General features: G+C 41.2%; 24 protein-coding genes. 19 read left to right on the top strand and 5 right to left on the bottom strand.

Translation table 11 applies throughout. The features are described from left to right. Positions 1 to 11: 11 nt before the first annotated feature. From mnmA to HCJ54_RS07040, 13 genes are all read left to right on the top strand, one after another. The gene (mnmA, locus tag HCJ54_RS07100; RefSeq protein ID WP_187137143.1) at positions 12 to 1121 is read left to right on the top strand and encodes a tRNA 2-thiouridine(34) synthase MnmA; all 1110 of its coding nucleotides are present in this window, start codon (positions 12 to 14) and stop codon (positions 1119 to 1121) included. A 63-nt stretch (positions 1122 to 1184) separates the two neighbouring features. Further along, positions 1185 to 1910: an alpha/beta hydrolase gene (locus HCJ54_RS07095; protein ID WP_187137142.1), complete on the top strand. Its 726-nt coding sequence runs from the start codon at positions 1185 to 1187 to the stop codon at positions 1908 to 1910. 12 nt (positions 1911 to 1922) lie between these two features. Further along, on the top strand, positions 1923 to 2591 hold the full coding sequence (locus tag HCJ54_RS07090; protein ID WP_244966914.1) for a tetratricopeptide repeat protein: 669 nt from the start codon (positions 1923 to 1925) through the stop codon (positions 2589 to 2591). A 32-nt stretch (positions 2592 to 2623) separates the two neighbouring features. After that, positions 2624 to 5017, top strand: a complete 2394-nt coding sequence (gene recD2 / locus HCJ54_RS07085; RefSeq protein ID WP_185525205.1) for an SF1B family DNA helicase RecD2 — start codon at positions 2624 to 2626, stop codon at positions 5015 to 5017. Between the two features lie 14 nt (positions 5018 to 5031). Continuing rightward, positions 5032 to 5382 carry a DUF4180 domain-containing protein gene (locus HCJ54_RS07080; RefSeq protein ID WP_187137141.1) on the top strand — a complete coding sequence of 117 codons (351 nt, stop codon included), beginning with the start codon at positions 5032 to 5034 and terminating at the stop codon, positions 5380 to 5382. Positions 5383 to 5570: 188 nt separating this feature from the next. Further along, entirely contained in the window at positions 5571 to 6737 is a 1167-nt protein-coding gene (locus tag HCJ54_RS07075; protein WP_187137140.1) for a hypothetical protein, read from the top strand. A gap of 33 nt (positions 6738 to 6770) precedes the next feature. Beyond that, entirely contained in the window at positions 6771 to 7067 is a 297-nt protein-coding gene (locus HCJ54_RS07070; RefSeq protein ID WP_185409146.1) for a hypothetical protein, read from the top strand. A gap of 19 nt (positions 7068 to 7086) precedes the next feature. Beyond that, positions 7087 to 7398, top strand: coding sequence for a hypothetical protein (locus tag HCJ54_RS07065; RefSeq protein WP_187137139.1), 312 nt, complete (start codon positions 7087 to 7089; stop codon positions 7396 to 7398). Beyond that, positions 7385 to 8905, top strand: a complete 1521-nt coding sequence (locus HCJ54_RS07060) for a DNA/RNA non-specific endonuclease (RefSeq protein WP_187137138.1) — start codon at positions 7385 to 7387, stop codon at positions 8903 to 8905. The genes HCJ54_RS07065 and HCJ54_RS07060 overlap by 14 nt, the downstream gene beginning before the upstream one ends. Further along, the gene (locus HCJ54_RS07055; protein ID WP_222712981.1) at positions 8886 to 9398 is read left to right on the top strand and encodes an immunity protein YezG family protein; all 513 of its coding nucleotides are present in this window, start codon (positions 8886 to 8888) and stop codon (positions 9396 to 9398) included. Before HCJ54_RS07060 ends, HCJ54_RS07055 begins: the two co-directional genes overlap by 20 nt. Before the next feature lie 34 nt (positions 9399 to 9432). Then, positions 9433 to 9879, top strand: a complete 447-nt coding sequence (locus tag HCJ54_RS07050; RefSeq protein WP_187137137.1) for an SMI1/KNR4 family protein — start codon at positions 9433 to 9435, stop codon at positions 9877 to 9879. Positions 9880 to 10035: 156 nt separating this feature from the next. Further along, the gene (locus HCJ54_RS07045) at positions 10036 to 11010 is read left to right on the top strand and encodes a hypothetical protein (protein ID WP_187137136.1); all 975 of its coding nucleotides are present in this window, start codon (positions 10036 to 10038) and stop codon (positions 11008 to 11010) included. A gap of 6 nt (positions 11011 to 11016) precedes the next feature. Beyond that, positions 11017 to 11520, top strand: a complete 504-nt coding sequence (locus HCJ54_RS07040) for a hypothetical protein (RefSeq protein WP_187137135.1) — start codon at positions 11017 to 11019, stop codon at positions 11518 to 11520. A gap of 85 nt (positions 11521 to 11605) precedes the next feature. Here the strand turns inward: HCJ54_RS07040 and pieS are convergent, their stop codons facing one another. After that, entirely contained in the window at positions 11606 to 13048 is a 1443-nt protein-coding gene (gene pieS / locus HCJ54_RS07035; RefSeq protein WP_187137134.1) for a two component system sensor histidine kinase PieS, read from the bottom strand. Then, positions 13045 to 13734, bottom strand: a complete 690-nt coding sequence (locus HCJ54_RS07030; RefSeq protein ID WP_187137267.1) for a response regulator transcription factor — start codon at positions 13732 to 13734, stop codon at positions 13045 to 13047. The genes pieS and HCJ54_RS07030 overlap by 4 nt, the downstream gene beginning before the upstream one ends. A 176-nt stretch (positions 13735 to 13910) precedes the next feature. Between HCJ54_RS07030 and HCJ54_RS07025 the strand changes: the two genes are divergently transcribed. Both HCJ54_RS07025 and HCJ54_RS07020 read left to right on the top strand, forming a co-directional pair. Continuing rightward, a complete protein-coding gene (locus HCJ54_RS07025; RefSeq protein WP_185525214.1) occupies positions 13911 to 15419 on the top strand; it encodes an ABC transporter permease in 1509 nt (502 codons plus the stop codon). 13 nt (positions 15420 to 15432) lie between these two features. After that, positions 15433 to 16119, top strand: coding sequence for an ABC transporter ATP-binding protein (locus HCJ54_RS07020; RefSeq protein WP_187137133.1), 687 nt, complete (start codon positions 15433 to 15435; stop codon positions 16117 to 16119). Between the two features lie 43 nt (positions 16120 to 16162). Here HCJ54_RS07020 and HCJ54_RS07015 read toward each other — a convergent pair whose 3' ends face one another. Together HCJ54_RS07015 and HCJ54_RS07010 are read right to left on the bottom strand one after the other, a co-directional pair. Further along, positions 16163 to 16663 (bottom strand): cysteine hydrolase family protein, encoded by a 501-nt coding sequence (locus HCJ54_RS07015; RefSeq protein ID WP_187137132.1) that lies wholly within the window; start codon positions 16661 to 16663, stop codon positions 16163 to 16165. Between the two features lie 13 nt (positions 16664 to 16676). Then, positions 16677 to 17102 (bottom strand): EVE domain-containing protein, encoded by a 426-nt coding sequence (locus HCJ54_RS07010; RefSeq protein WP_187137131.1) that lies wholly within the window; start codon positions 17100 to 17102, stop codon positions 16677 to 16679. A gap of 519 nt (positions 17103 to 17621) precedes the next feature. Here HCJ54_RS07010 and alaS point away from each other — a divergent pair. From alaS to HCJ54_RS06990, 4 genes are all read left to right on the top strand, one after another. Then, entirely contained in the window at positions 17622 to 20252 is a 2631-nt protein-coding gene (alaS, locus tag HCJ54_RS07005) for an alanine--tRNA ligase (protein ID WP_187137130.1), read from the top strand. A gap of 164 nt (positions 20253 to 20416) precedes the next feature. After that, positions 20417 to 20686 carry an IreB family regulatory phosphoprotein gene (locus HCJ54_RS07000; protein WP_036065166.1) on the top strand — a complete coding sequence of 90 codons (270 nt, stop codon included), beginning with the start codon at positions 20417 to 20419 and terminating at the stop codon, positions 20684 to 20686. Further along, positions 20683 to 21099, top strand: coding sequence for a Holliday junction resolvase RuvX (gene ruvX, locus HCJ54_RS06995; protein WP_036065165.1), 417 nt, complete (start codon positions 20683 to 20685; stop codon positions 21097 to 21099). Before HCJ54_RS07000 ends, ruvX begins: the two co-directional genes overlap by 4 nt. Positions 21100 to 21118: 19 nt before the next feature. Beyond that, positions 21119 to 21412: a DUF1292 domain-containing protein gene (locus tag HCJ54_RS06990; protein ID WP_036065163.1), complete on the top strand. Its 294-nt coding sequence runs from the start codon at positions 21119 to 21121 to the stop codon at positions 21410 to 21412. 91 nt (positions 21413 to 21503) lie between these two features. Here the strand turns inward: HCJ54_RS06990 and HCJ54_RS06985 are convergent, their stop codons facing one another. Further along, on the bottom strand, positions 21504 to 22151 hold the full coding sequence (locus HCJ54_RS06985; RefSeq protein ID WP_185525219.1) for a DedA family protein: 648 nt from the start codon (positions 22149 to 22151) through the stop codon (positions 21504 to 21506). Between the last annotated feature and the right edge of the window lie 92 nt (positions 22152 to 22243).

Raw genomic sequence — 22243 nt, 5'->3', positions numbered from 1 at the left:
GAGTAGTTAAAATGGATAATAGTAAGACGCGGGTAGTTGTTGGTATGTCTGGCGGCGTGGACTCGTCGGTGACGGCTTATTTGCTGAAAGAGCAGGGCTATGATGTTATCGGAATCTTTATGAAAAATTGGGATGATACGGACGAATTTGGTATGTGTACGGCGACGGAAGATTATGAGGACGTTATTCGTGTGGCAAATCAGATTGGGATTCCATATTATGCTGTTAATTTTGAAAAGGAGTACTGGGACAAGGTGTTTACGTATTTCTTGGAGGAGTATAAATTAGGTCGGACGCCGAATCCGGACGTGATGTGTAATAAGGAAATTAAGTTTAAGGCATTTTTGGAGCATGCGGAGAGTTTGGGCGCTGATTTTGTGGCAACGGGGCATTATGCGCGTGTGGAAACGATTGATAATGAGGTTAAAATGTTGCGTGGCGTGGATCGGAATAAGGATCAGACGTACTTTTTGAATCAGTTATCGCAAGCGCAAATTGCGAAGGTGATGTTCCCGCTCGGTGGACTGGAAAAACCGGAAGTGCGCCGGATTGCGGAAGAAGCGGAACTTGCAACGGCGGGTAAGAAGGATAGTACGGGGATTTGTTTTATCGGGGAACGCAATTTCAAGCAGTTTTTGAGTGAGTATTTGCCGGCGCAACCTGGTGAGATGAAGACGCTGGGCGGTAAGGTGATGGGCAAGCATGATGGTTTGATGTATCACACGATTGGGCAGCGTCATGGTTTAGGCATTGGCGGCGATGGCGATCCGTGGTTTGTTGTCGGGAAAGATTTGGCGAATAATGTCTTGTTCGTGGAGCAGGGGTTCCATCACGACAGCCTGTATTCGGATTCGCTTGTAGCAACGGATATGAGCTTTGTATCGGATCGTCCTGTCGAAGCGGTGTTCCATTGTACGGCGAAATTCCGTTACCGCCAAGAAGATGTTGGTGTGACGGTGCATTTGTTGGAGGGGAATAAAGCGAATGTTATTTTCGATGAGCCTGCTCGTGCCGTGACGCCAGGTCAAGCGCTCGTTCTCTATGATGGGGATGTTTGTCTAGGCGGCGGAACGATTGATGAGATTTATAAACAAGATGTGCAGTTGCGGTATGTAGGTTAAATAGGAGGTCGGGACGGGTGAAAATGAGGCTTTCCTGACCTTTTCTAAGGAAAGAGGAATCGCATGAAAAAGACATTATGGATCGTGTTAGCTGTGCTGATTTTGTTGATTGGTGGCAGTTATTTGTATTTTAATACGTCACCGAGTTCATTTGCTGAGGAAGCAGGGAATTCAACGAAAAAAGTGGATGTCGTGGATGATAGCGGCTTTTTGATGTTTACGCCACTCAATCAAGAAGTGAAGGAAAGCGTGATTTTTTATCCGGGGGCATTTATTGATCCGCTGAGTTATGCTCCGGTGGCGAAAGGACTTGCCAATGCTGGTTACAAAGTGTACATTGCTGATATGCCGCTGAATTTGGCTGTTTTTGGACAAAATAAGGCCGCAGATATTATCAATACGCATACAGAGGAGCATTTCGTGATTGGTGGACATTCGCTTGGTGGCGCTATGGCTGCGCGTTTTGCTCATGACAATATGGGTGATTTGGATGGTATTTTCTTTTTGGCGAGTTACGCAGATGAGAAGGGGACGCTTGCAAAAGCACCGTTTTCAGCATTGTCGGTTACGGCAACGAAGGATGGCGTGCTAAATTGGGATACATATGAAAAAAACAAGAAATACTTGCCTGAAAACACGACTTTTGTTTCCATTGAGGGCGGAAATCATGCACAGTTTGGTGCTTATGGGAAACAGAATGGGGACAATGACGCGACAATTAGCGTGACAGAACAAACAAATCAAACGGTGACGGCGCTGAAAACTTGGCTTGCCCTCGTTGTAAAATAAGGAGGAACAGATTTGGATAAAAATGCACAAGGTATTGAAGCCATGCAAAAAAATGATTTAGAGACGGCAGTTCGTCTTTTTACGGAGGTCATCGAGGAACACCCGAATGATCCGGTTGGTTTCATCAATTTTGGGAATGTGTTGCTTTCGATGGATGATTTTGAGCGTGCGGAGCGCTTTTTTGAACGGGGAATTGAACTGGATAGCAAGGCTTCAGCAGCTTATTATAGTTTAGGAAATCTGTACTATGTGTTGGAGCGTTATCAAGATGCGGCGAAGCAATTTGAACAGGCAATTGCGAATGGCCTTGATTCAGCGGATGTTTATTTCATGATTGGGATGAGTTTTATGCAAATGGAGGAGAATTTGCTTGCGATTCCGTATTTGCTTCGTTCCGTGGAGCTTGCGCCTGAAGATGTGGAAGCGGCATTTCAATATGGGATTGCGCTTGCAAAGTCAGATATGTTTGAAGAGGCGATTGATGCACTAGAACGTGTATTGATGCTGAAACCTGACGATGCGGATGCGCTTTACAATATCGGCGCGGCTTACTTAGCGTGGCAAGGCGATTTAGTTGTCGGCAAAAGTTATTTTGAAAAAGCGGTAAAAAGTGATGAGAATCATGAATTGGCGGCAAATGCGCTGGCAGCGATTCAAGATTTAGAGGCAAGCGGCGAATAAGGAAAACATAGAAAGTGAGAGGGGGTGGGAAAATGGACATGCAAGAAACGTTAGGATTGCTCGGCGAGAATGAGGAACTATACATGAAAGGGCTCGTGATGTCGACGATTTTTCATAATAGTGAGAACTTGTTTTCTGTTGTGCGGATTCAGGTGCAAGATACGAATACGACGTGGGACGAGAAGGATATCGTTGTGACGGGCTTTTTTCCTGCCCTTCATGAGCAAGAGGCGTACATATTTCATGGTAAATTAATGGACCACGCCAAATTTGGTCAGCAGTTTAAGGCGGATCGGTTCAAAAAAGAGATGCCGCAAACGAAGCAAGGTGTGGTGCAGTACTTATCTGGGGAACTTTTTAAGGGCATCGGGAAAAAGACGGCGGAACGTGTGGTGGATACGCTTGGTGAGGATGCGATCAGTCGAATTTTAGCCGATCCGTCGCTACTTCAAACGGTGCCGCGATTACCGCTTGCGACGGCGGAGAGTTTGCTGGAATCGTTGCGTGAAAACCAAGGTCTAGAGCACATTATGGTGAGTTTGAATGAGTATGGTTTTGGCCCGCAGCTCTCGATGAAAATTTTTCAGGCGTATAAGCAGGATACGTTGAACGTGCTAGAGGGCAATCCGTATAAGCTGATTGAAGATGTGAAGGGGATCGGTTTTAATCGTGCGGATGAACTTGGTCGTAAGCTTGGGCTTGGCGGGAATCATCATGCGCGATTGCAGGCAGCGATTTTGTACATGTTGGAGCAGGAATCGTTGCAGCAGGGAAACGTTTTTATGGAGCGGGAAGTGTTGCTGGAATCGGTGACGCAATTGCTTGAGAATAGTGAGCCAGTTCGAATTGAGCAGGAGTTGTTGACGAAGCAGTTGGCGGCGCTTGAGGAAGATATGAAGGTGATGACGGAGAACACGAGGGTGTATGTGCCATCGCTTTATTTTGCGGAGGCTGGATTTGCAGCGCACGTGAAGCGGATGATGCGACAAAAGGAATACGAGGAACTGTTTCCAAAATCGGAGTTCTATATCGCGCTGGGTGAATTAGAGGATCGGATCGGAGTTTCTTACGGGGAAACGCAGAAGGTAGCGCTTGAAAAGGCGTTGATGTCGCCGATGTTGATTTTGACGGGGGGACCTGGTACGGGGAAAACGACGGTTATTAAGGGAATCGTGGAGCTTTACGCGGAGCTTAATGGTGTAAATTTGGACCCGATGTCGTATAAGGATGGGCAGAAATTGCCGATTTTGTTGGCAGCTCCGACGGGACGCGCGGCGAAACGGATGACGGAATCGACGGGATTGCCTGCGATGACGATTCACCGATTGTTGGGGATGAACGGACAGGAGCAGTTAGACGATGATAATGAGCGTTCGATTGAAGGGAAATTGTTGATTATTGATGAGATGTCGATGGTCGATATTTGGCTTGCTAATCAGCTATTTCGGGCTTTGCCGGCGCACATGCAAGTGATTTTAGTAGGAGATCAGGATCAGTTGCCGTCTGTTGGACCTGGCCAGGTTTTGAAGGATATGCTGCGGTCGAACGAGATTCCGACGGTGGAGTTGACAGATATTTATCGGCAGGAAGACGGTTCGTCGATTATTGAGTTGGCGCATGATATTCGTCAAGGTTTTTTACCAGCAACGTTCACGAAAAATAGTGCAGACCGTTCGTTCTTCCATTGTACGGTGAACCAGATTGCGGAAGTCGTGGAGAAGGTCGTTGAAAATGCGAAGAAAAAAGGATTTCGTGCGAAGGATATCCAAGTTTTGGCGCCGATGTATCGTGGACCTGCTGGGATTGATATTTTAAATCGCAAAATGCAAGAGATTTTTAATGCGAACCCGGATGGGAAGCGCAAAGAAGTGAAGTTCGGCGATATCGTTTTTCGGATTGGGGATCGGGTGTTGCAACTCGTGAATCAGCCGGAGAAGAACGTTTTTAATGGCGATTTTGGCGAGATTGTCTCGATTATTTATGCGAAGGAAAATACGGAGAAGCAGGATATGGTTGTGGTGCAGTTTGATCAGACGGAGGTCGAGTATTTTCGGCAGGAGTTTGGCCAGTTGACACATGCGTATTGTTGTTCGATTCATAAGGCGCAGGGCAGCGAGTTTCCGATTGTGATTATGCCGGTGGTGCGGAGTTATTACCGGATGTTGCGGCGCGATATTTTGTACACGGCGGTGACTCGGAGCAAGCAGTTTCTGATTGTTTGCGGGGAAGAGGACGCGTTTCGGATGGGCGTCGAGCGGATTGATGAGGATAAACGGAATACGACGCTGTATGAGCGGTTGTTGAGCGAAGAAGATTTATTGGCAACGGTGAGTAATCGGAAGTTGCTGACGGAGGAGAATTGGATGACGATTGATCCGATGATTGGAATGAGTGACATCACGCCGTATCAGTTTATGCGCGCTTAGGAAGGGGCATGAAAATGGAGATTCAGAAATTAGAAAGTGACGGCATTGCTCGGGTTAGAAATGATGAAGTTATTATAACTGATACGGCATCAATGTTGGACTTTGTGATGAGTGTGCAATACGAAACGACGTATCATAAAATTATCATTGATAAAGTCGCTGTTTTAGAGGCGTTTTTCGATCTCAAAACAGGATTGTTGGGTGATGCTTTTCAAAAATTAGTGACCTATCAGCTGAAAATGGCGATAATTGGTGATTTTTCGATGTATAGTGAGAGTTTTAAGGATTATATGTATGAGAGTAATAAGGGGAGCCATGTTTATTTTGTTGCTACGGAGGAAGAAGCGGTTGAGAAATTGAGATGAGAAATAGTGAAATTACGTCTTGCCTGAAAAAAATGGGTGAGGCGTTTTTGCTATTTTTGGCGTTTTTATGCATAATTTGTGATATAATACTTATTGGGTTTGTTTAGAGGATTCAATAATTATGTAATATATAGAGTTATAAGACGATTAGGTATAAAGCAAGTATCAAATCCAACTGGGGGTATTCAATGAATTCTAAACAGAGTTTTAGCACTGAGTTGTATTCTATTTTTATCATGCTTTTGGGTGTATTCTATTTTTTAATACTTCCATTCTTTGCTCTAGAGTATAAGTTATTTGCTGGGACAATTATTTTAGTGGTATCTTTGAATCGAATGAAAAAATTGTATTTTTATTGGGATGTAGCAATGGAGGATTTATTTTTCGAGAGATATAGGGTTAAAAATTTATATTATTATTATATTTTTGATGAAAATAGAGCAAGAGATATTGAGATGCGAGAGCTCCACTTTGAACAAATGAGTATGGAAATTGGGCGTTTTTTTCTTTTCCTGTTATACACGTATTATAGTCTATGTATAATAATTAGTATGATATTTCCAATCTCTAGAGCGCAGCTTGAGGGCATACTGATTTTTGCGTTAGTTGTATTTATATTTACAATATCAGGGAACATATTGTTGAAGTACTATAGGATATTCTTTACGTTGATTCCATTTGTTGCATTGATAGTATTGGTTAATTTGAAAGAACAGTGGCGTATAGTTTTTGAATCAGAAACTATATCTATATCTGTTTATATAATTATCGTTGCGTTGCTATATATTGTGTCAATATGGCTAGTCCCTTTACATATAGTTCGCCGAGTTTATGGATTGACAATGATTATTAATTCTTCGCTAGCCATCCTACTCCCATTGGGTTTGATTTTAGTTCAAAAGCTTATAGTTCATTTTGTAGATAGTGAGATAAGGGGCGCAAAAACAGAAGATATATTGGCAGAATCGACAATGTCTGAATCTGCTAAGACATTTCTTAGGAGTGATTCTTTCTTTTTTGAGGAATTGATGAAATATCAAAAAAATGAATATGTTGCTGAATTTTTTTCATTTACTTCGACTATACTTTCGCTGCTTTCAATCACGATTCTAATTGGTATTTCATTAATTTTAATTCGCATAAAAATGAATCAAGCAAAGGCTAGTAGAAAATATTATTCAATTATTCGAGATATGAATAACCAAGGCTGTTTTCCAAAATATGAAAGAATAAAAAAATGCTGCTATTTAGGTGGTGAAGAGTATGAGTTGCGTCTTATAAGTGATATGCAGATATCAAAATTAGTATTCAGCCATGAGAAAAATTTTTTGGACGATACCTATAAGGGCACTTAATGACGTTAAAGCTTACAAATTGGAGGGAAGTTTATGGCGAAAAAAATACAATTACCAAGCGGCCGATTAGCGGAACATGCGAGTGCGATTCAAGTAACGACGAACACGTTGAAATTACAGCCTAAGCCAAGTGTTTCGTATTCTACAGGTAGCGCGCGGCAACTGGTTGAAGGCGCGATGGAGTTTGCACAAATGACAGCATCCGCTCCCGCTGCGTTTCAAAAAGATACAGCGAATTTGAAAAACGTGGAGAAGACATTTGTTGCTTCGGAAAAAGCGTTGGGCAATATGTTACACCAAGGAATCGAATGGGTGGGAAGTAAAAAATAGGTCAGGGGGATACATAGCAATGCAACCAAGACAACGGGAAGAAGATGCTTGGAAAGAGCAAATCAAGAAAGAGCGGCAGTTTGAGGAGTTAGAGCAATTGTTTTCGAAAGCCAAACGTGCGCAAGAGCATGTTTTGCATACTTTTCAGGATGCATGGCAGGGGAATCGGTCACGACAGAGATTAGGACATGTCGAAGAAACGATGACGGAAGAATGGCAGAAGCGGAAAAAACAGATGTATGCCGTGGATGATGCGATACAGGAATCGCGTCGAGCGCACCAACGAGCCAAGTTTGCATCAAAGGAGGCTGGGACGCATGCCACGGATTGAGATTGGGGAAGTACGTTATTTTGTGGGGCAATTTATACGGGAAAGCGAACGATTACGGGATGCACTGGGCGATTATCGAAAAGCCGTTGCGAAATTAGTGGCGGATGGTGAGATCCAAGGTGAGTTTGTCGATAGTGCAAAAAGCTATTATGAAACAGTGCATTATCCCATCGTAGACACGACCATCGAGTGCTTGAGTGAAACGGATCGGATTTTGAAGAAGTATGTGCAGGACTTTGAATCCCAAGTGGATGATTCCTTTGACTCGCGACTGGATTCGGATAAATTGGATGCGTTATATGCCGAAATTAGGCGGTCAGAGAATTTATTGGATGACTTCACGCACGCGATGGATTCGATGACGGGCAACTTAAACCTTGGACAGCAGATAGGTATGAAGCTGGGACTTGAAACGTCAATGATGCACATCAAAGAGGAGATCAAGATTTTAGAACGGTATCTGGATTTTGAGCACAGCCACACGAACATGATGCATGGTGTTTTATCGCGGATGTATCAGGTCAAGACAGGTATAAATGAAATCATGGCTGGAAAAGCATTCAATGGCACGACACACACCTATGATTCCAGCAAAATGCAATTAGGCTGGCTGAATCACTTAGTACCAGAGAAGAAACCGAAGAAAACGTATAACTTCGATGATTACACAAAGACGCTGGAAGGTAGCTATTGGATCTTAAGCAAAAATGGTATCACAAATCGCGAAACCGCAGAAGCAAGTATTGCCTATAATGACGGTTTAAAAGATGGTACAATTAAAGTGACATCCGAGGAAACAGGCGATTTTATGACGGATTATATGCTGGGTGCAGTGAAAGGTATTAACATATTAAATCCTGATATGCCGTTAACAAAAATGCAAAGCTTTTCGATCATTTCGTTTGTCTTATTAGGTGGCATCGCAATGAAAAGCAAGGGAGTTAAGGTACCTAAGAGTAGTGTAAGCAAGATATATAGTAATGTGAAACTAAAAGGAAAAGATTATCAAGGAAAATCAAATAGGTTTGTTTTAAACGCTAATGGTCATTTCTTGAGCGAGTTTAAGCTAAAACCTAATACGAAATATGACGCTAATGGTTATAAATATCAAACAGATAATTTGGGAAGAATTAACGATGCTGATGGTGAACTATCATTGAATATGGGAACTAGAAATACAAAACATCAGTTACAAGCTGGTGGAGAGGATCGAGTAAAGGCACCAAGTACACAAGGTGATCATGGTGGTCATTTAATAGCAACGCAATTTAATGGCTCACCATTGATTGATAATATAGTTGCAATGAACGGTAATGTGAATGTCAGTGCGTATAAAACGATTGAAAACTCATGGAAAAAGGCATTAGTAGAAGGGAAAAGTGTTCATGTGAATATTAAGCCTGTTTACATGGGAGAATCTAAAAGACCAATGAGGTTTGATTTAAAATACACCATTGACGGTAAAAAATATGTAAGGAGGCTACCAAATGAGTTTGGGGGACAGTAAAGTGGATACAACAAGGATGGAAGAATTATATCAAGAAATAGCGACAGAAATCAATATGATAATTCCAGAGCAATGGAGTGAAGTTCTATTATATTCAGAGGTGGAAGAACACAGTGACGCAACTTTTTTCTACTATTATCCTATGGGTAAAACTACACCGATATATAGCTTGGATATTGAAGATATAGAAGGTGTAGATGTAGAAGAAGTAGATAATGGTTTGAGCAATCTAAGTGATCTATTAAGAAAACTGTGGAATGAATTTATTGTAAACAAACAAGAACCGTGGAAAAGTCTAAACTTTATATTAAATTCAGAAGGTAAATTTAATATCCAATACAGATATGAAGATTTAGAGAAAGATGGCTATGATTATGTTGATCGCGTAGCTATTTGGGAATATGAGAAATTAAACATGTTACCTAAATCAACTGATGTGAGTGGTATCGAACTGATTGAAAACTATAAGAAGAAATCTAGCAAGGGAAAATAGTATTAAAATCGTTTGCCACTAAGGAGCAACGGATATGCATAAAATTAAAGGTTTTGGCACATTATCAATGCAAGAGATTACTAGGTTAGAAAAAGGTTTGTATCTAAATTTTCCAGAAGACTATAAACAATTTTTGATGAATAAAAATGGTGGGGTACCAGAAGAAAATTATTTATCTATGGTAATTCCATCTCATGGCGAAGAGATTGTTTTAGGCGCGTTATTGGGGATTAACGAAAATGATAATTTTGATTTAGAAAGCTGGTATAAAGAGTACAGCGATGAATTGATGGAGTCATCATTAATCATAGGGACAGAATATGGTTCTGGATTATTTGTTTTAATATGTGAAGGCAATCAAGAAGGAGTATATTTTTGGGATAATGGGCAAGGACTAGAGGGGTCTAGTGATGAGGAGAATGTTTATAAATTAGCAACTTCTTTCAGCGCATTTGTTTCTGGACTAGAGTTAGAAAAGTAGTTGGATAGGCGGAAGGGTTTTGAAGCCTGTTATGATGGTAAAAAAATTTTGAGCGCAACTGACGTGTTGATAGAGATAATCCACTTAAAGTTCTATTGATGAATGATTATGGGGAAGATGTATTCCACTAGATAAATAATGAAAAGGGGAATAGTAATGAAAGAACTAAATTTTTTTTCTTATGAGTTGGAGATGACTTCTATAGCGGAGGGAAGAAATGAAGAAGGAGACTTTGTGGGAGAGCAAGATACTTGGAACAAGGAAAGTTTTGTAAATTGGTTAAACAGAATTAACGAGGCTCCTAATGCAAAAAAGGTCTGGAAATTTCATCCTAAATTTATGGCATTAGACAAAGTCGCTCATTATGGAGAAGATAATAAAATTATTGAAGAATTAGATGGTGATAATATTCTCTTCAGTATATGTCGATTAAAGTATGGTACTATAGAGGATATAAGTAATTATATGAACTTTAATGATTTGGAGGATAGGCCAAGCGAACGAAAACTTTCTGAAGCAGAATCCAAATATTTATATTTTTATGTTAGATATTCAGATGGTCTTTTATTATTGCAAGGTAGTACTCTTATTACGCCTAAAAAATTTACTGAGTATCTTATAGAAGTAAAGAATCTATTGCATCTGGATAGAGAGATTACTTCGATACGAGCGAGTAATATATTTGATAATGATTTTTTTAATAAACTTAATAAAGCTAGTACAATTAGAAGTTTAGAACTAGAGATAAAAAACGAAGAAATTAATAATCATGAAAATAAATTGTTAAATCAAATGTCTCAAGGAGCAACTAACTTAAAATCTAATTATTTTAGTCTTAAATGGGATGTTAAGTATATTAAAGGTGGTTTAAATGGCGTAGGTAATTTCATACGAAATAATTTTTCCCAAGGTAAAATATTCCCGGAAAGTATCAAAAAAGTAAAGGTAGTTGGTACTGGGGCCAGTGATGAAGAGTTAAGTTTTACTCTAAAAAAAGCCACTGAGAAGAATAAAATTAAATTAGTTGATGTAGCTGATATTTTAACGGTAGAAACTAGAGTTGAATTTGAGAAATTATTGTATACAGAATTATTGTTAAGGGGGGAAAGGAGAGTAAAGTTAGAGAGGTGATTATAAGTGAAAAAGTTTATTGAAGCACATAATTTTCCTTTCCAAGCATTGAAAAAATATTTGAAGCTTATGACTACATCAGAAAAAATAGTAGATATCTTCATACCAATACTTATTATAACTATTGTTAGCTATATTTTCTGGGGTGAAAATATAAAGGTGTGGATTATGAAGTTCAAAGAATGGAATACTCCATTCAGGACCATTTTTTCAATAGTCATAGGGTTTAATATCACATCGCTATCTATGCTAGGAGTGTCTTTATCAGAAAAAGTGAGAGAAAGATTGGGGAAGAGCAACTTTGAAGAGCTAATTAATATCTATGTTTCCACAATTATTGTACAATTATTTGTATTATTATATGGTGTTTTTGTAGAAGTTTTTTTGATAGGAGTTATTAATAATGAAATAACTAAAGTAGCTATAATTAGCAGTTTCTTGCTTGATTTGCTTGTCTTGACTTTTTTCTTAAGGGGTTTAAAAATGGTTTATAGGATTTTGATAAATTAACAGCTAGTATAAAAATTAAGCAGGCTTTGTATAGCTCCATTTTTACATGAGACTATACAAACTCCTGCTTTTTTTATATATTTGGTTAGATTCCGTCATTATCCACAAAAAACGGCAATTTAATCGTAAATGTAGTCCCCTCACCAGCCACGCTATGCACGCTGACCTCACCATCATGATAGCTAATCAACTGCTTTACAATCGACAGGCCAATGCCGGATTCGCCGAACTTTGTGCTCGTCCTTGACATATCGGCTTTGTAGAAGCGATCCCAAATTTGCTCGACTTCGGATTCATCCATGCCAATTCCTGTGTCGCTAATCTCGAAAATCGTTTCTTTATATTCCTGCCTCGCCAAAAGGGTAATCGTGCCGTTTTCGGTAAACTGGATGCTATTTTTCACGATATTAATGAAAACTTGCATCAATCGGTCGTAGTCTGCGAAAATTTGGACAGAATCTGAGGTATCAACAATAATCTGGTTGCCTCTATTTTCGGCGGTCAATTGTAGCTGATCCTTGATAATCGCCAAAAATTCATGTGCAGCAAATGTCGTTTTATGCAGTTGAATCTGATTCGAACGAATGCGCTCATAATCGAGATTTTCATTCACGAGCCGTGCCAAGCGCCGTGCTTCGGTATCAATCAACGCAATACAGCGATCTGTCTCGCTTTTTGGAATAATATCGTTGACTAAACCTTCTGTCAAACCGCTAATCGTGGTGAGTGGCGTCCGCATTTCATGGGAAACATCGGCGATAAACTGGCGTCGGCGCTTTTCTTGGCGCTCAATCTCAATCGCGGATTCTTCTAACGTCTGCGTCATCTTGTTAAAATCACCAGCGAGTGCACCAATCTCATCAATCGGATTCTCCTTTAAACGCACACTGTAATTGCCTTTAATGACTTCCTTCGTCGCTGAACTTAGCTTACGGAAGCGGTTCACTTGTAGTTTTGCAATAATCGCGCTCAAAATCAGGGCGATCGTAATCGAAATCAGAATCGTATAAAAAACGTACCAATTAATTTTGCCGATGACTTTCTCGGTGCCGCTAATTGGTGAGGTAAGCATGATTCCACCGGCAAATTCGCCATTTTTTTCAATCGGAATACTCACGCGCGTCAATTGGTCAGTAAAGCGTGTGTCTACTAGCGTCGAAACCGTCTTGCCTTCCTGCAATTCCTTCCATTCGTCAGTTTTCAGATGGAAATCGGGTGGAAGCGGGCGATGCGTTTGCGGATAAACAATCGCAGCAGTATCATCAAAAATCACGTAATGAATATTCTTCACGCCTAAAATCTGCTGATACGTCTGCAAAATCGGACTTCCGGTTTCCCGGTCCGACATATTCTGCACATCTTTCGCGATCTCTTTCCCATACGCGGTCAAATCCTCCACTTGCGTCTCATATAAATAATCCTTCATAAAATGCGAAATCAGTAACCCAATCATCAAACAGGCGATAAACAAAATAACAAACTGTGTCAAAAAAAGCTGATAAAAGTATTTAAATTTCATTTTGATCATTCCGTTTCATCGAATTTATAACCAACGCCCCATATGGTATGGAGAAACGGGTGCGCTTCGGTCGCGATTTTCTGACGCAATCGTTTAATATGAACGTCCACTGTCCGCTCATCCCCATAAAACTGATAGCCCCAAACCTGCTCCAGCAATTGTTCCCGCGAGAAAACCTGACGTGGATGCTTCATTAAGAAGTATAACAAATCGAATTCTTTCGGCGTCAACGCTTCAAGTAGCCGCCCCTCAAAATACATTTCCCGCGTTTTTTTACTAATTTTGAAATAGGTTGTTTCTAGAATATCATCATCCGCGGACTTTACTTCTACCGCTTGACCTTTGCGACGCGTCACTGCTTTAATCCGCGCCATCAACGTGAGCGGGCTAAACGGCTTCGTCACATAGTCGTCCGCACCAATCTCAAGCCCCAACACTTGATCTGACTCCGATTCTTTCGCTGTCAAAATAATAATCGGTACATCGCTCGTCTCGCGAATTTTATGACAAATCGTCATGCCATCCATCCCTGGCAACATCAAATCGATAATCACGATATCCCAATCTTCTTTACCAAATGTCTCAAAACCTTCCAAGCCATCATGCACAAACGTGACGTCTATCTTTTCCTTCATAAAAAACATCTCAATCATCGTACAAACGCTAACGTTATCTTCTATCATCAATAGTTTCATCATTTTTGCCTCTCTCTCATTAAAGCTCTCCCTTAAAATTAGACTATATTCGCCACGAAATCAAGCTAAATAATGTTTTTCCCAAAAGTTTAAAATACCGCACACAATTTGTTCATATTTTTTTCATACCTTACGTCTAATCTATAGAAAGAGCAAGACGAAATGGAGGAAACGATATGAATTTTATCAAACGAGCATTACTCAGCATGAAAGCAAGAAAAGGAAGAACCATTTTGCAATTATTTATTTTTACAATCGTGTGCGTCCTTATTCTTTCCGGATTTACGATTCAATCCGCGGCAAATAAAGCAAGCGAACTAGCAAGACAAGAACTTGGTGGGGATGTGACCTTAAGCGTCGACCGCGAAAAACAAATGGAGGCGCAACAAAAAGAGTCGTCATCTAGCAGTAGCGGTACAACGACAGAGCGACGTATGTTCGAATCCACGCCAGTCGCAGTCGCAGCAGCCAAGAAATTAGCAGAACTGGATCACGTCGCGGGTTACAATCTCTATTCCAACACCCAAGCCCTAGCATCGGGATTTGAGCCAATCGCATCATCAAGCGACACATCGCAATCCGATGATTCTACATCCTCGGCGCAGCAACAAGGCCCAGGCGGAGATAGTAGTGATACTAACCGTCCACAAATGGTGCAAGCCGACCTAAGTGTTTCCGGTGTACTTGATTCCGCGACAGCAACGAAATTTAAAGCAGGCACAGACAAACTCGTGTCCGGTAAAGCAATCACAGAAAGCGACGTTGGCAAAAATGTCGTCATGATCGAAAAAACACTAGCGGAAGAGAACGACCTCAAAGTTGGCGATAAAATAAAAATCCAATCGAGCGACGAAGCAACAACGGTCGAACTAACCATTCAAGGTATATATGAAACAACCGATGCAGGAAGTGACGCAGCAGCTAACTTCTCATTCTTAAATCCATATAACACTATTTATGTACCATACACAGTTGCCAACACAATCAAAGGTAGTGACGCAAAAGACACTGTTGATTCCGCGATTTACTTCATGGATGACGCAGCAAACATCAGCGCTTTCGAAAAAGCAGCGAAAAAAGTGACTGCTGTGGATTGGGATACGTTCAAATTAGACGCTAATGACGCGACATACCAACAAATGATTGGCCCCATCAACAACGTAGCCGCTTTTTCTAAAAATGTCGTGTACATCGTATCGATTGCAGGCGCATTAATCCTAGGACTACTCGTGATGATGCAGATCCGCGAACGTAAATACGAAATGGGTGTTTTACTCGCCATTGGTGAAAAACGATCCAAACTTGTTGGCCAGTTCCTTGTTGAAATTTTAGTGGTGGCCATTCTATCGTTCGGAATCGCTGCGGTAAGCAGTCACTATGTCGCGCAAGTTGTTGGAAATCAACTTCTAACCCAACAAAATGCAACAGCATCAGAATCGACATCAACGACAACGAACCAAAGAGGTCCAGGCGGAAATGGTGGCCCAGGTGGCGGAGGTCCAGGATTTGGTTCATCACTCACAGCGAACACTGCTGAAATCAAATCACTCGACATCCAAGTAAGCCTAGAAGACATGCTGAAAATGGGCGGAATCGGCGTTGGCATTGCCTTCATTTCCGTACTTCTCCCATCCATCCTAGTACTACGCATGAATCCAAAAACAATCTTGACCAAACAAGAATAGGAGCGTGACCCTGATGACAAAAATTCTCGAATTCCAAGATGTAAGCTATGCCTATAAACAAAATGACAATCCAATTTTGGATAAAATAAATTACACCTTTTCGACAGGCGTTTTCTACACGGTTGTTGGTAGCTCAGGATCAGGAAAAACAACCTTCCTCTCCTTAGCTGGCGGCCTTGATGCACAACAAGATGGCGAAATTTTCTACAAAGGCCTGTCCTTGAAAAAAATTGGCCTCAACAAATACCGTAACCAGTACGTTTCCATCGTGTTCCAAAGCTATAACTTATTAACCTACATGACCGCGCTCCAAAACGTGACAACCGCAATGGAAATCACGCATGTAAATCAGGCAGATAAAAAACAATTCGCACTCGATATGCTTGCCAAAGTCGGTATTGACGAAAAAATGGCGCACCAAAAAGTCCTGACCTTGAGTGGCGGCCAGCAACAACGCGTCTCAATTGCCCGCGCATTGTGTTGCGAAACGGACCTTATCGTGGCAGATGAGCCGACTGGAAATCTCGACGAGCGAACCAGTAAAGAAGTCGTGACATTGTTCCAAGATTTGGCGCACAAAGAAGGTAAGTGCGTTATTATGGTAACGCATGATCCTGAAATCGCAAAAGTATCCGACGTGAAAATCACGATGAAGAATGGACAATTTGATGTGAAAGAGCAAGTCGCAGCCGTCCTATAAACAAAGAACGCAAAGCTTTTCACACCAGCTTTGCGTTCTTTATTTATTCAAAAAAGTGAAGGAAACGTCGATCCCAAATCATGCTATGATGCGCCATGATCGTTTTTGCATCTAGCAAGTCACTATCAGCCGTTGTATGCAATCCACGCATCATGTAACAATCATAACCTAATCCATGCGCAAATCGGACCGTTGTATCCACACAATATTCCGTTTGAGCACCACAAAATTCGATTTTCTGCACATTTAAATTATCAAGGATAGTCGGTAACGCCGTTTTATAAAAGGAATTCGCATGTGTTTTGTTGATATATATGTCAGTAGGCCTATTATCAAGCACAGGCATCAAAGCCCAAGCGTCACTACCAATCACCAACTCCTCATCCACATGCTGTACAAAAATCACTGGCTTTTCTGCGTGACGGTAACTCCCAATCCGCTGGTTCACACCATGCAAAACATTCTCCAAATGAACGAGCGGATACTCAGCCGAGTTCACGCCATTTTGTAAATCAATCACCACTAAAACATCACTTTGCACCATCTATTCATTCCTTTCACGATTCATATTTCATAGGCAATCCCATTTTCTCCGCAAGAATAAGAAAGAACGCCTTATCAATTTCAAAATGACCATAGCGAAGAGAGGAACGGTATTTTTGCCATGCATCTAAAGTGGAGATATCATGCAGCGGAATCGCCTTGGCATCCAGAAAGAAATCAATATCTTTACGATAAGGTACAAACGTTTCGCTCATCGCAAATGGATAGACTTCTGTACCTTTCACACGCCCGATTGCCGTAAAACATTGCTGTTTCTCGACCCCTCCGAGCGTTTGCTTGGGACTATAATAAACCAACCAATCTCCCGGTTTCATCCGTTTCAGCGGTGCTTCTTTGCCATGGCATAACTGCGAAAATCCGCCCGCAACGCCCAGCTCCACATGATCTGCAGACGCAACACCAATCCAATATTTTGTCATTTAATCAACTCCTTTCGTTAAATCCATTTCTGTGAGTGGTTGTTTTACAATTGTGTGTCGCTACAAATAAATAAAAAAGTAGAGTGAGAGGCATCCTGCCCGTATCTTGATAAGCAAGCCGTACGTTCCCGCCTGCGCTTTATGTATGCGCACTTATTATAAATCGCACAATTATTTGTGTCAATTCATTAATAATTGACAAGAACCCGCCGTATCCTTTATAATTTCAAGTATCATACAATTAAAAATAGTGTGAGCCTAAAGAAGTACGCGCGTTTCCAAGAGAAGTGTTCCATTGGCTGGAAGAACACAAACGAGCAGGCGTTTTCTGTGCTAACTCACGTTTATTAAACTATTTTTCGTCTATTTCCGCGTTAAGGATTCTAAAGAGGTAATGATCAAGTCTTATATCATTGCAAACAGGGTGGTACCGCGAAAATATTCGTCCCTGTATTGCGAGACGATATGAGGCTTTTTGTTTTGTATCCATGCTCGCGCCAACCAAAAGGAGGAATAACAATGAAACAATTATCGAGTGTTGAAGTAAGACAGATGTTCCTTGATTTTTTCCAGGAAAAAGGCCATAAAGTGGAGCCGAGTGCGCCGCTTGTACCAATCAATGATGCATCCTTATTATGGATTAACAGTGGAGTTGCAACGCTGAAAAAATATTTTGATGGAAGTGTGATTCCAGATAATCCACGTATTACGAACGCCCAAAAATCGATCCGTACAAACGATATCGAAAATGTTGGAAAAACTGCCCGCCATCATACATTTTTTGAAATGCTAGGCAACTTTTCAATCGGTGAATATTTTAAAGAAGAAGCGATTGTTTGGGCTTGGGAATTTTTGACGAGCCCACAATGGATTGGCTTCGATCCTGACAAATTATACGTTACCGTTTATCCAGAAGATGAAGAAGCGAAGACGATTTGGAAGGAAAAAGTTGGCTTGACGGATGATCATATTGTGCCGATTGAGGACAATTTCTGGGATATTGGCGAGGGTCCGAGTGGTCCAGATAGTGAGATTTTTTACGATCGTGGGGAGGCTTATGGTAACGATACGACCGATCCAGAGCTATATCCAGGCGGCGAGAACGAGCGCTACTTAGAGATTTGGAACCTCGTATTCTCGCAATTTAACCACAATGCAGATGGCACATACACGCCACTACCAAAGAAAAATATTGATACTGGGATGGGGCTTGAACGTATGGTTTCGATCATTCAAGACGCACCAACCAACTTTGAAACGGATCTATTCATGCCGATTATTCGTGAAGTAGAGGCGATTTCTGGTGTAAAATATGGTCAAGATCCTGCAACGGACACAGCATTTAAAGTTATCGCGGACCATGTGCGTACAGTAGCATTTGCCATTGGTGACAGCGCCTTGCCATCGAATGAAGGTCGCGGATATGTGTTGCGCCGCTTATTGCGTCGTGCCGTTCGCTACGCTAAAAACCTAAATATCAACGAGCCATTTATGTACAAATTAGTGCCTGTCGTTGGTAAAATCATGAACAGCTACTACCCAGAAGTAGAGAAACAAACCGATTTCATCCAAAAAATTGTGCGCACCGAAGAAGAACGATTCCACGAGACGCTAAATGAAGGCTTGGCTATTTTAGAAGAAATGATGGCTGCTGCAAAAGATTCTGGTCAAATGAGTGGTGCCGACATTTTTAAACTCTATGACACATTCGGTTTCCCCGTGGAATTAACCGAAGAATATGCAGAAGATAATGGTTTAACGGTAGATCACGCTGGTTTTGAAGCAGAAATGACGAAGCAACGTGATCGCGCGCGTAGTGCTCGTGCAGACGTTAAATCTATGAGCGTTCAAACAGAACTTCTAACAAGTTTGACTGAAAAGAGCGTTTTTGTTGGCTATGAAACAACATCGATTGCAACAGAAGTACTTTACATCATCAAATCAGGCAGCTTAGCAGAAAGCGCATCACGTGGTGAAAAAGTACAAGTCATCTTCAAAGAAACACCATTTTATGCAGAAAGTGGTGGACAAATCGCTGATCAAGGAACCATTAAAAAATCAGGTTTTAGCGCAGCGGTATTGAACGTCCAAAAAACGCCAAACAAACAAAATATTCATGAAGTCCGCATTGAAGAAGGTAGCTTAAACAAAGGCGATCAAGTGACGCTCCATGTAGACCAAGGATCCCGTCGTGGCATCGTAAAAAACCATACTGCAACACATTTACTTCACCGGGCTCTAAAAGATATCTTGGGCGAGCATGTCAACCAAGCCGGATCGCTCGTAGAACCGAACCGTTTACGCTTTGACTTCTCCCATTTCGGCCAAATTACCGAAGCAGAACTGCAAAAAATGGAACACGCTGTTAACCGCAAAATTTGGGAACAACTCACTGTTGACATCAAAGAAATGCCAATTAAAGAAGCGAAAGAACTTGGCGCGATGGCTCTATTCGGTGAAAAATATGGCGATGTTGTCCGCGTCGTTCGTATCGGTGACTACAGCATTGAACTTTGCGGTGGCTTGCACGTGAAAAACACATCCGAAATCGGTCTTTTCAACATCATTTCTGAGAGTGGTATTGGAGCAGGGACACGCCGTATCGAAGCCGTTACAGGCGAATCAGCTTACCGTTTCTTAAATCAACAAGAACACTATCTGAAAGAAACGGCGCACTTGCTAAAAACAACACCGAAAGAATCACCACAAAAGGTCGAACAATTGCATCAAGAAATGCGCGAATTAAAACGTGAAAACGAATCCTTATTGGCAAAACTTGCAAGTGCAGCGAGCGCAGATATTTTCAGCAATCCTGAGAAAGTTGGTGGCGTACCAGTCATCGCAAAACAAGTAAATGCGAAAGACATGAACCAACTTCGCCAATATATGGATAATTGGAAAGAAACAAAAGCAAGCGGGATCCTCGTTCTAGGAGCGGCACATGATGACAAAGTGAGCCTGATTTCTGCTGTTTCCGAAGACTTAATTCAAGACGGCTATCACGCTGGTAAACTATTAAAAGAAATTGCGACACGTTGCGGTGGTAACGGTGGTGGTCGCCCAGATACAGCTCAAGCTGGAGGGAAAGATCCAGAGAAACTTGCGGGGGCTTTGGCTTACGTAACAGAATGGGTGGCAGCGCAACAATAAATCACTAAAAGCTCCGCTAATGTTTGGCGTTATAAGTCATGCTCGGATTAGACAACAAAAACTTTAAATAATTGGGTCAGCATCTTCTTTGTTATTTTCCGCGACTTAGTGTAAAATGAAATGTGGACAATAGTGATAACAATGGAAAAGAGGTGCTGATCAAAATGGCTTCTGATAAAACAATGTTTTATAGTTTTGGCGATGATTCTATTGAAGAAGATGTAAAAATTCTGATGGGGCAAGTCTATGTCGCTTTGGAAGAAAAAGGATATAATCCGATTAATCAGATTGTTGGTTATTTACTTTCTGGTGATCCAGCCTATATTCCGCGCCATAATGACGCCCGTAATTTGATCCGCCGTCTAGAGCGTGATGAAATTATTGAAGAATTAGTAAAGGCATACCTAAAAAACAATAAGATTGGTGACAAATGAGAACAATGGGATTAGATGTTGGCTCGGTGACTGTTGGTGTAGCCATTAGTGATGAGCTGGGGTGGACCGCACAAGGCATTGAGACAATCACAATAAATGAACGCGCTAAGCAATTCGGTTACGATCGCGTGAAAGAACTTGTAGCCGAATACGGTGTCACAAAAATTGTGGTCGGTTGGCCAAAAAATATGAACAACACGGTTGGTGAACGCGCCGAAGCTTCTGAAAAGTATGCCGAAGTGCTTGAAAATCGCGTTGGTGTTCCCGTTGTACTATGGGACGAGCGTCTAACAACTGCGGCTGCAGAACGAACTTTACTAGAAGCAGATGTTAGTCGTAAAAAGCGTAAGAAAGTCATCGATAAGCTTGCAGCCGTGATGATATTGCAATCTTATTTAGATTCTAATAATTAATTAAAAAGAGGTGTCCATTATGACAGAAAATCATGAACATGATCACGAACATATAACAGTAGTAGACGAAGATGGTAACGAGGAGCTTTACGCGGTTCTTTTCTCGTTCAATTCCGAAGAGTTTGAGAAATCATACGTACTTTATTATCCTGAAAGCGCGGAAGACGAAGAAGAAATTGAATTACAAGCATCTTCATTCATCGAAAATGAAGATGGGACGCAAGGCGAATTAAAGCCTGTAGAAACAGAAGAAGAATGGGATATGATCGAAGAAGTATTGGCGACGTTTTTAGAAGACGAAGACGCTGAATAAATCGTTCAAAGCGCCTCTGAGGTCTTGCGTTTGAAAATAGGTTATTCTAACTTGAAGAAAGAAGACGAGCGGTAAGCACTAGCCCAGTGCCCTATCGCCCGTCTTCTTTCATTTTTTCTACGCCAGTTTTACGTTTTTTGACTATTTTTACGATCAAATATACCACAATCACGACTAAAAGTGCGAGCATGGCGTAGCTGATTGGACGGGTGTATTGTTCGACCACGCTCCAATTGGCGCCTAATTTGTAGCCTAAGTATGTTAGGAAGATGTTCCATGGAATGCAACCTAAAATGGTATATATGACGAATTTCCAAATATTCATGTTGGCGATACCTGCTGGAAGAGAAATGAAGGTACGAATGACCGGTAAAATACGTCCGAAAAATACTGCAGATGCTCCATATTTCTGGAACCAGTGCTCTGCCAGGTCGAGATGTCCTACATTTAAGAAAATATATTTCCCGAATTTTAAAACAAGTGCTCGCCCACCAAATTTTCCGATATAATAAGCGATAAGAGAGCCAACGAGGTTTCCGGAAATTCCTGCAAAGACGACAAGCCAGAAATTTAAGTCGCCAGCTTCTGCCATGAAGCCACCAAAGAGCATAACGACTTCACTTGGAAGCGGGATACAAACACTCTCGATTACCATGGCCCAGAAGATTCCCCAGTGCCCGAATAGGTCGATTAAGGTCATGACAAAATTTTGTAATGCTTCAACAATAGAATGTAACATAGATAGCCTTCTTTCACTTCAAATTCAACCGTTTAATTACAGTTCTCATTATAGCCAAATTTGTCGAAAACGTCACGAATTTATATTTTTAT

It is taken from the genome of Listeria grandensis, assembly GCF_014322885.1.
Classification (GTDB): Bacteria; Bacillota; Bacilli; order Lactobacillales; family Listeriaceae; genus Listeria_A; species Listeria_A grandensis.
The sequence above is the reverse complement of the archived record's forward strand: the minus strand, read 5'-3'. Positions and strand labels throughout refer to the sequence as shown.

Bases quoted from the DNA above. Each gene is read 5' to 3' on its own strand.
- mnmA (WP_187137143.1), top strand. From the start codon at position 12: ATGGATAATAGTAAGACGCGGGTAGTTGTTGGTATGTCTGGCGGCGTG.
- HCJ54_RS07095 (WP_187137142.1), top strand. From the start codon at position 1,185: ATGAAAAAGACATTATGGATCGTGTTAGCTGTGCTGATTTTGTTGATT.
- recD2 (WP_185525205.1), top strand. From the start codon at position 2,624: ATGGACATGCAAGAAACGTTAGGATTGCTCGGCGAGAATGAGGAACTA.
- HCJ54_RS07080 (WP_187137141.1), top strand. From the start codon at position 5,032: ATGGAGATTCAGAAATTAGAAAGTGACGGCATTGCTCGGGTTAGAAAT.
- HCJ54_RS07075 (WP_187137140.1), top strand. From the start codon at position 5,571: ATGAATTCTAAACAGAGTTTTAGCACTGAGTTGTATTCTATTTTTATC.
- HCJ54_RS07070 (WP_185409146.1), top strand. From the start codon at position 6,771: ATGGCGAAAAAAATACAATTACCAAGCGGCCGATTAGCGGAACATGCG.
- HCJ54_RS07065 (WP_187137139.1), top strand. From the start codon at position 7,087: ATGCAACCAAGACAACGGGAAGAAGATGCTTGGAAAGAGCAAATCAAG.
- HCJ54_RS07060 (WP_187137138.1), top strand. From the start codon at position 7,385: ATGCCACGGATTGAGATTGGGGAAGTACGTTATTTTGTGGGGCAATTT.
- HCJ54_RS07055 (WP_222712981.1), top strand. From the start codon at position 8,886: ATGAGTTTGGGGGACAGTAAAGTGGATACAACAAGGATGGAAGAATTA.
- HCJ54_RS07050 (WP_187137137.1), top strand. From the start codon at position 9,433: ATGCATAAAATTAAAGGTTTTGGCACATTATCAATGCAAGAGATTACT.
- HCJ54_RS07045 (WP_187137136.1), top strand. From the start codon at position 10,036: ATGAAAGAACTAAATTTTTTTTCTTATGAGTTGGAGATGACTTCTATA.
- pieS (WP_187137134.1), bottom strand. From the start codon at position 13,048: ATGATCAAAATGAAATTTAAATACTTTTATCAGCTTTTTTTGACACAG.
- HCJ54_RS07030 (WP_187137267.1), bottom strand. From the start codon at position 13,734: ATGAAACTATTGATGATAGAAGATAACGTTAGCGTTTGTACGATGATT.
- HCJ54_RS07025 (WP_185525214.1), top strand. From the start codon at position 13,911: ATGAATTTTATCAAACGAGCATTACTCAGCATGAAAGCAAGAAAAGGA.
- HCJ54_RS07020 (WP_187137133.1), top strand. From the start codon at position 15,433: ATGACAAAAATTCTCGAATTCCAAGATGTAAGCTATGCCTATAAACAA.
- HCJ54_RS07015 (WP_187137132.1), bottom strand. From the start codon at position 16,663: ATGGTGCAAAGTGATGTTTTAGTGGTGATTGATTTACAAAATGGCGTG.
- HCJ54_RS07010 (WP_187137131.1), bottom strand. From the start codon at position 17,102: ATGACAAAATATTGGATTGGTGTTGCGTCTGCAGATCATGTGGAGCTG.
- alaS (WP_187137130.1), top strand. From the start codon at position 17,622: ATGAAACAATTATCGAGTGTTGAAGTAAGACAGATGTTCCTTGATTTT.
- HCJ54_RS07000 (WP_036065166.1), top strand. From the start codon at position 20,417: ATGGCTTCTGATAAAACAATGTTTTATAGTTTTGGCGATGATTCTATT.
- ruvX (WP_036065165.1), top strand. From the start codon at position 20,683: ATGAGAACAATGGGATTAGATGTTGGCTCGGTGACTGTTGGTGTAGCC.
- HCJ54_RS06990 (WP_036065163.1), top strand. From the start codon at position 21,119: ATGACAGAAAATCATGAACATGATCACGAACATATAACAGTAGTAGAC.
- HCJ54_RS06985 (WP_185525219.1), bottom strand. From the start codon at position 22,151: ATGTTACATTCTATTGTTGAAGCATTACAAAATTTTGTCATGACCTTA.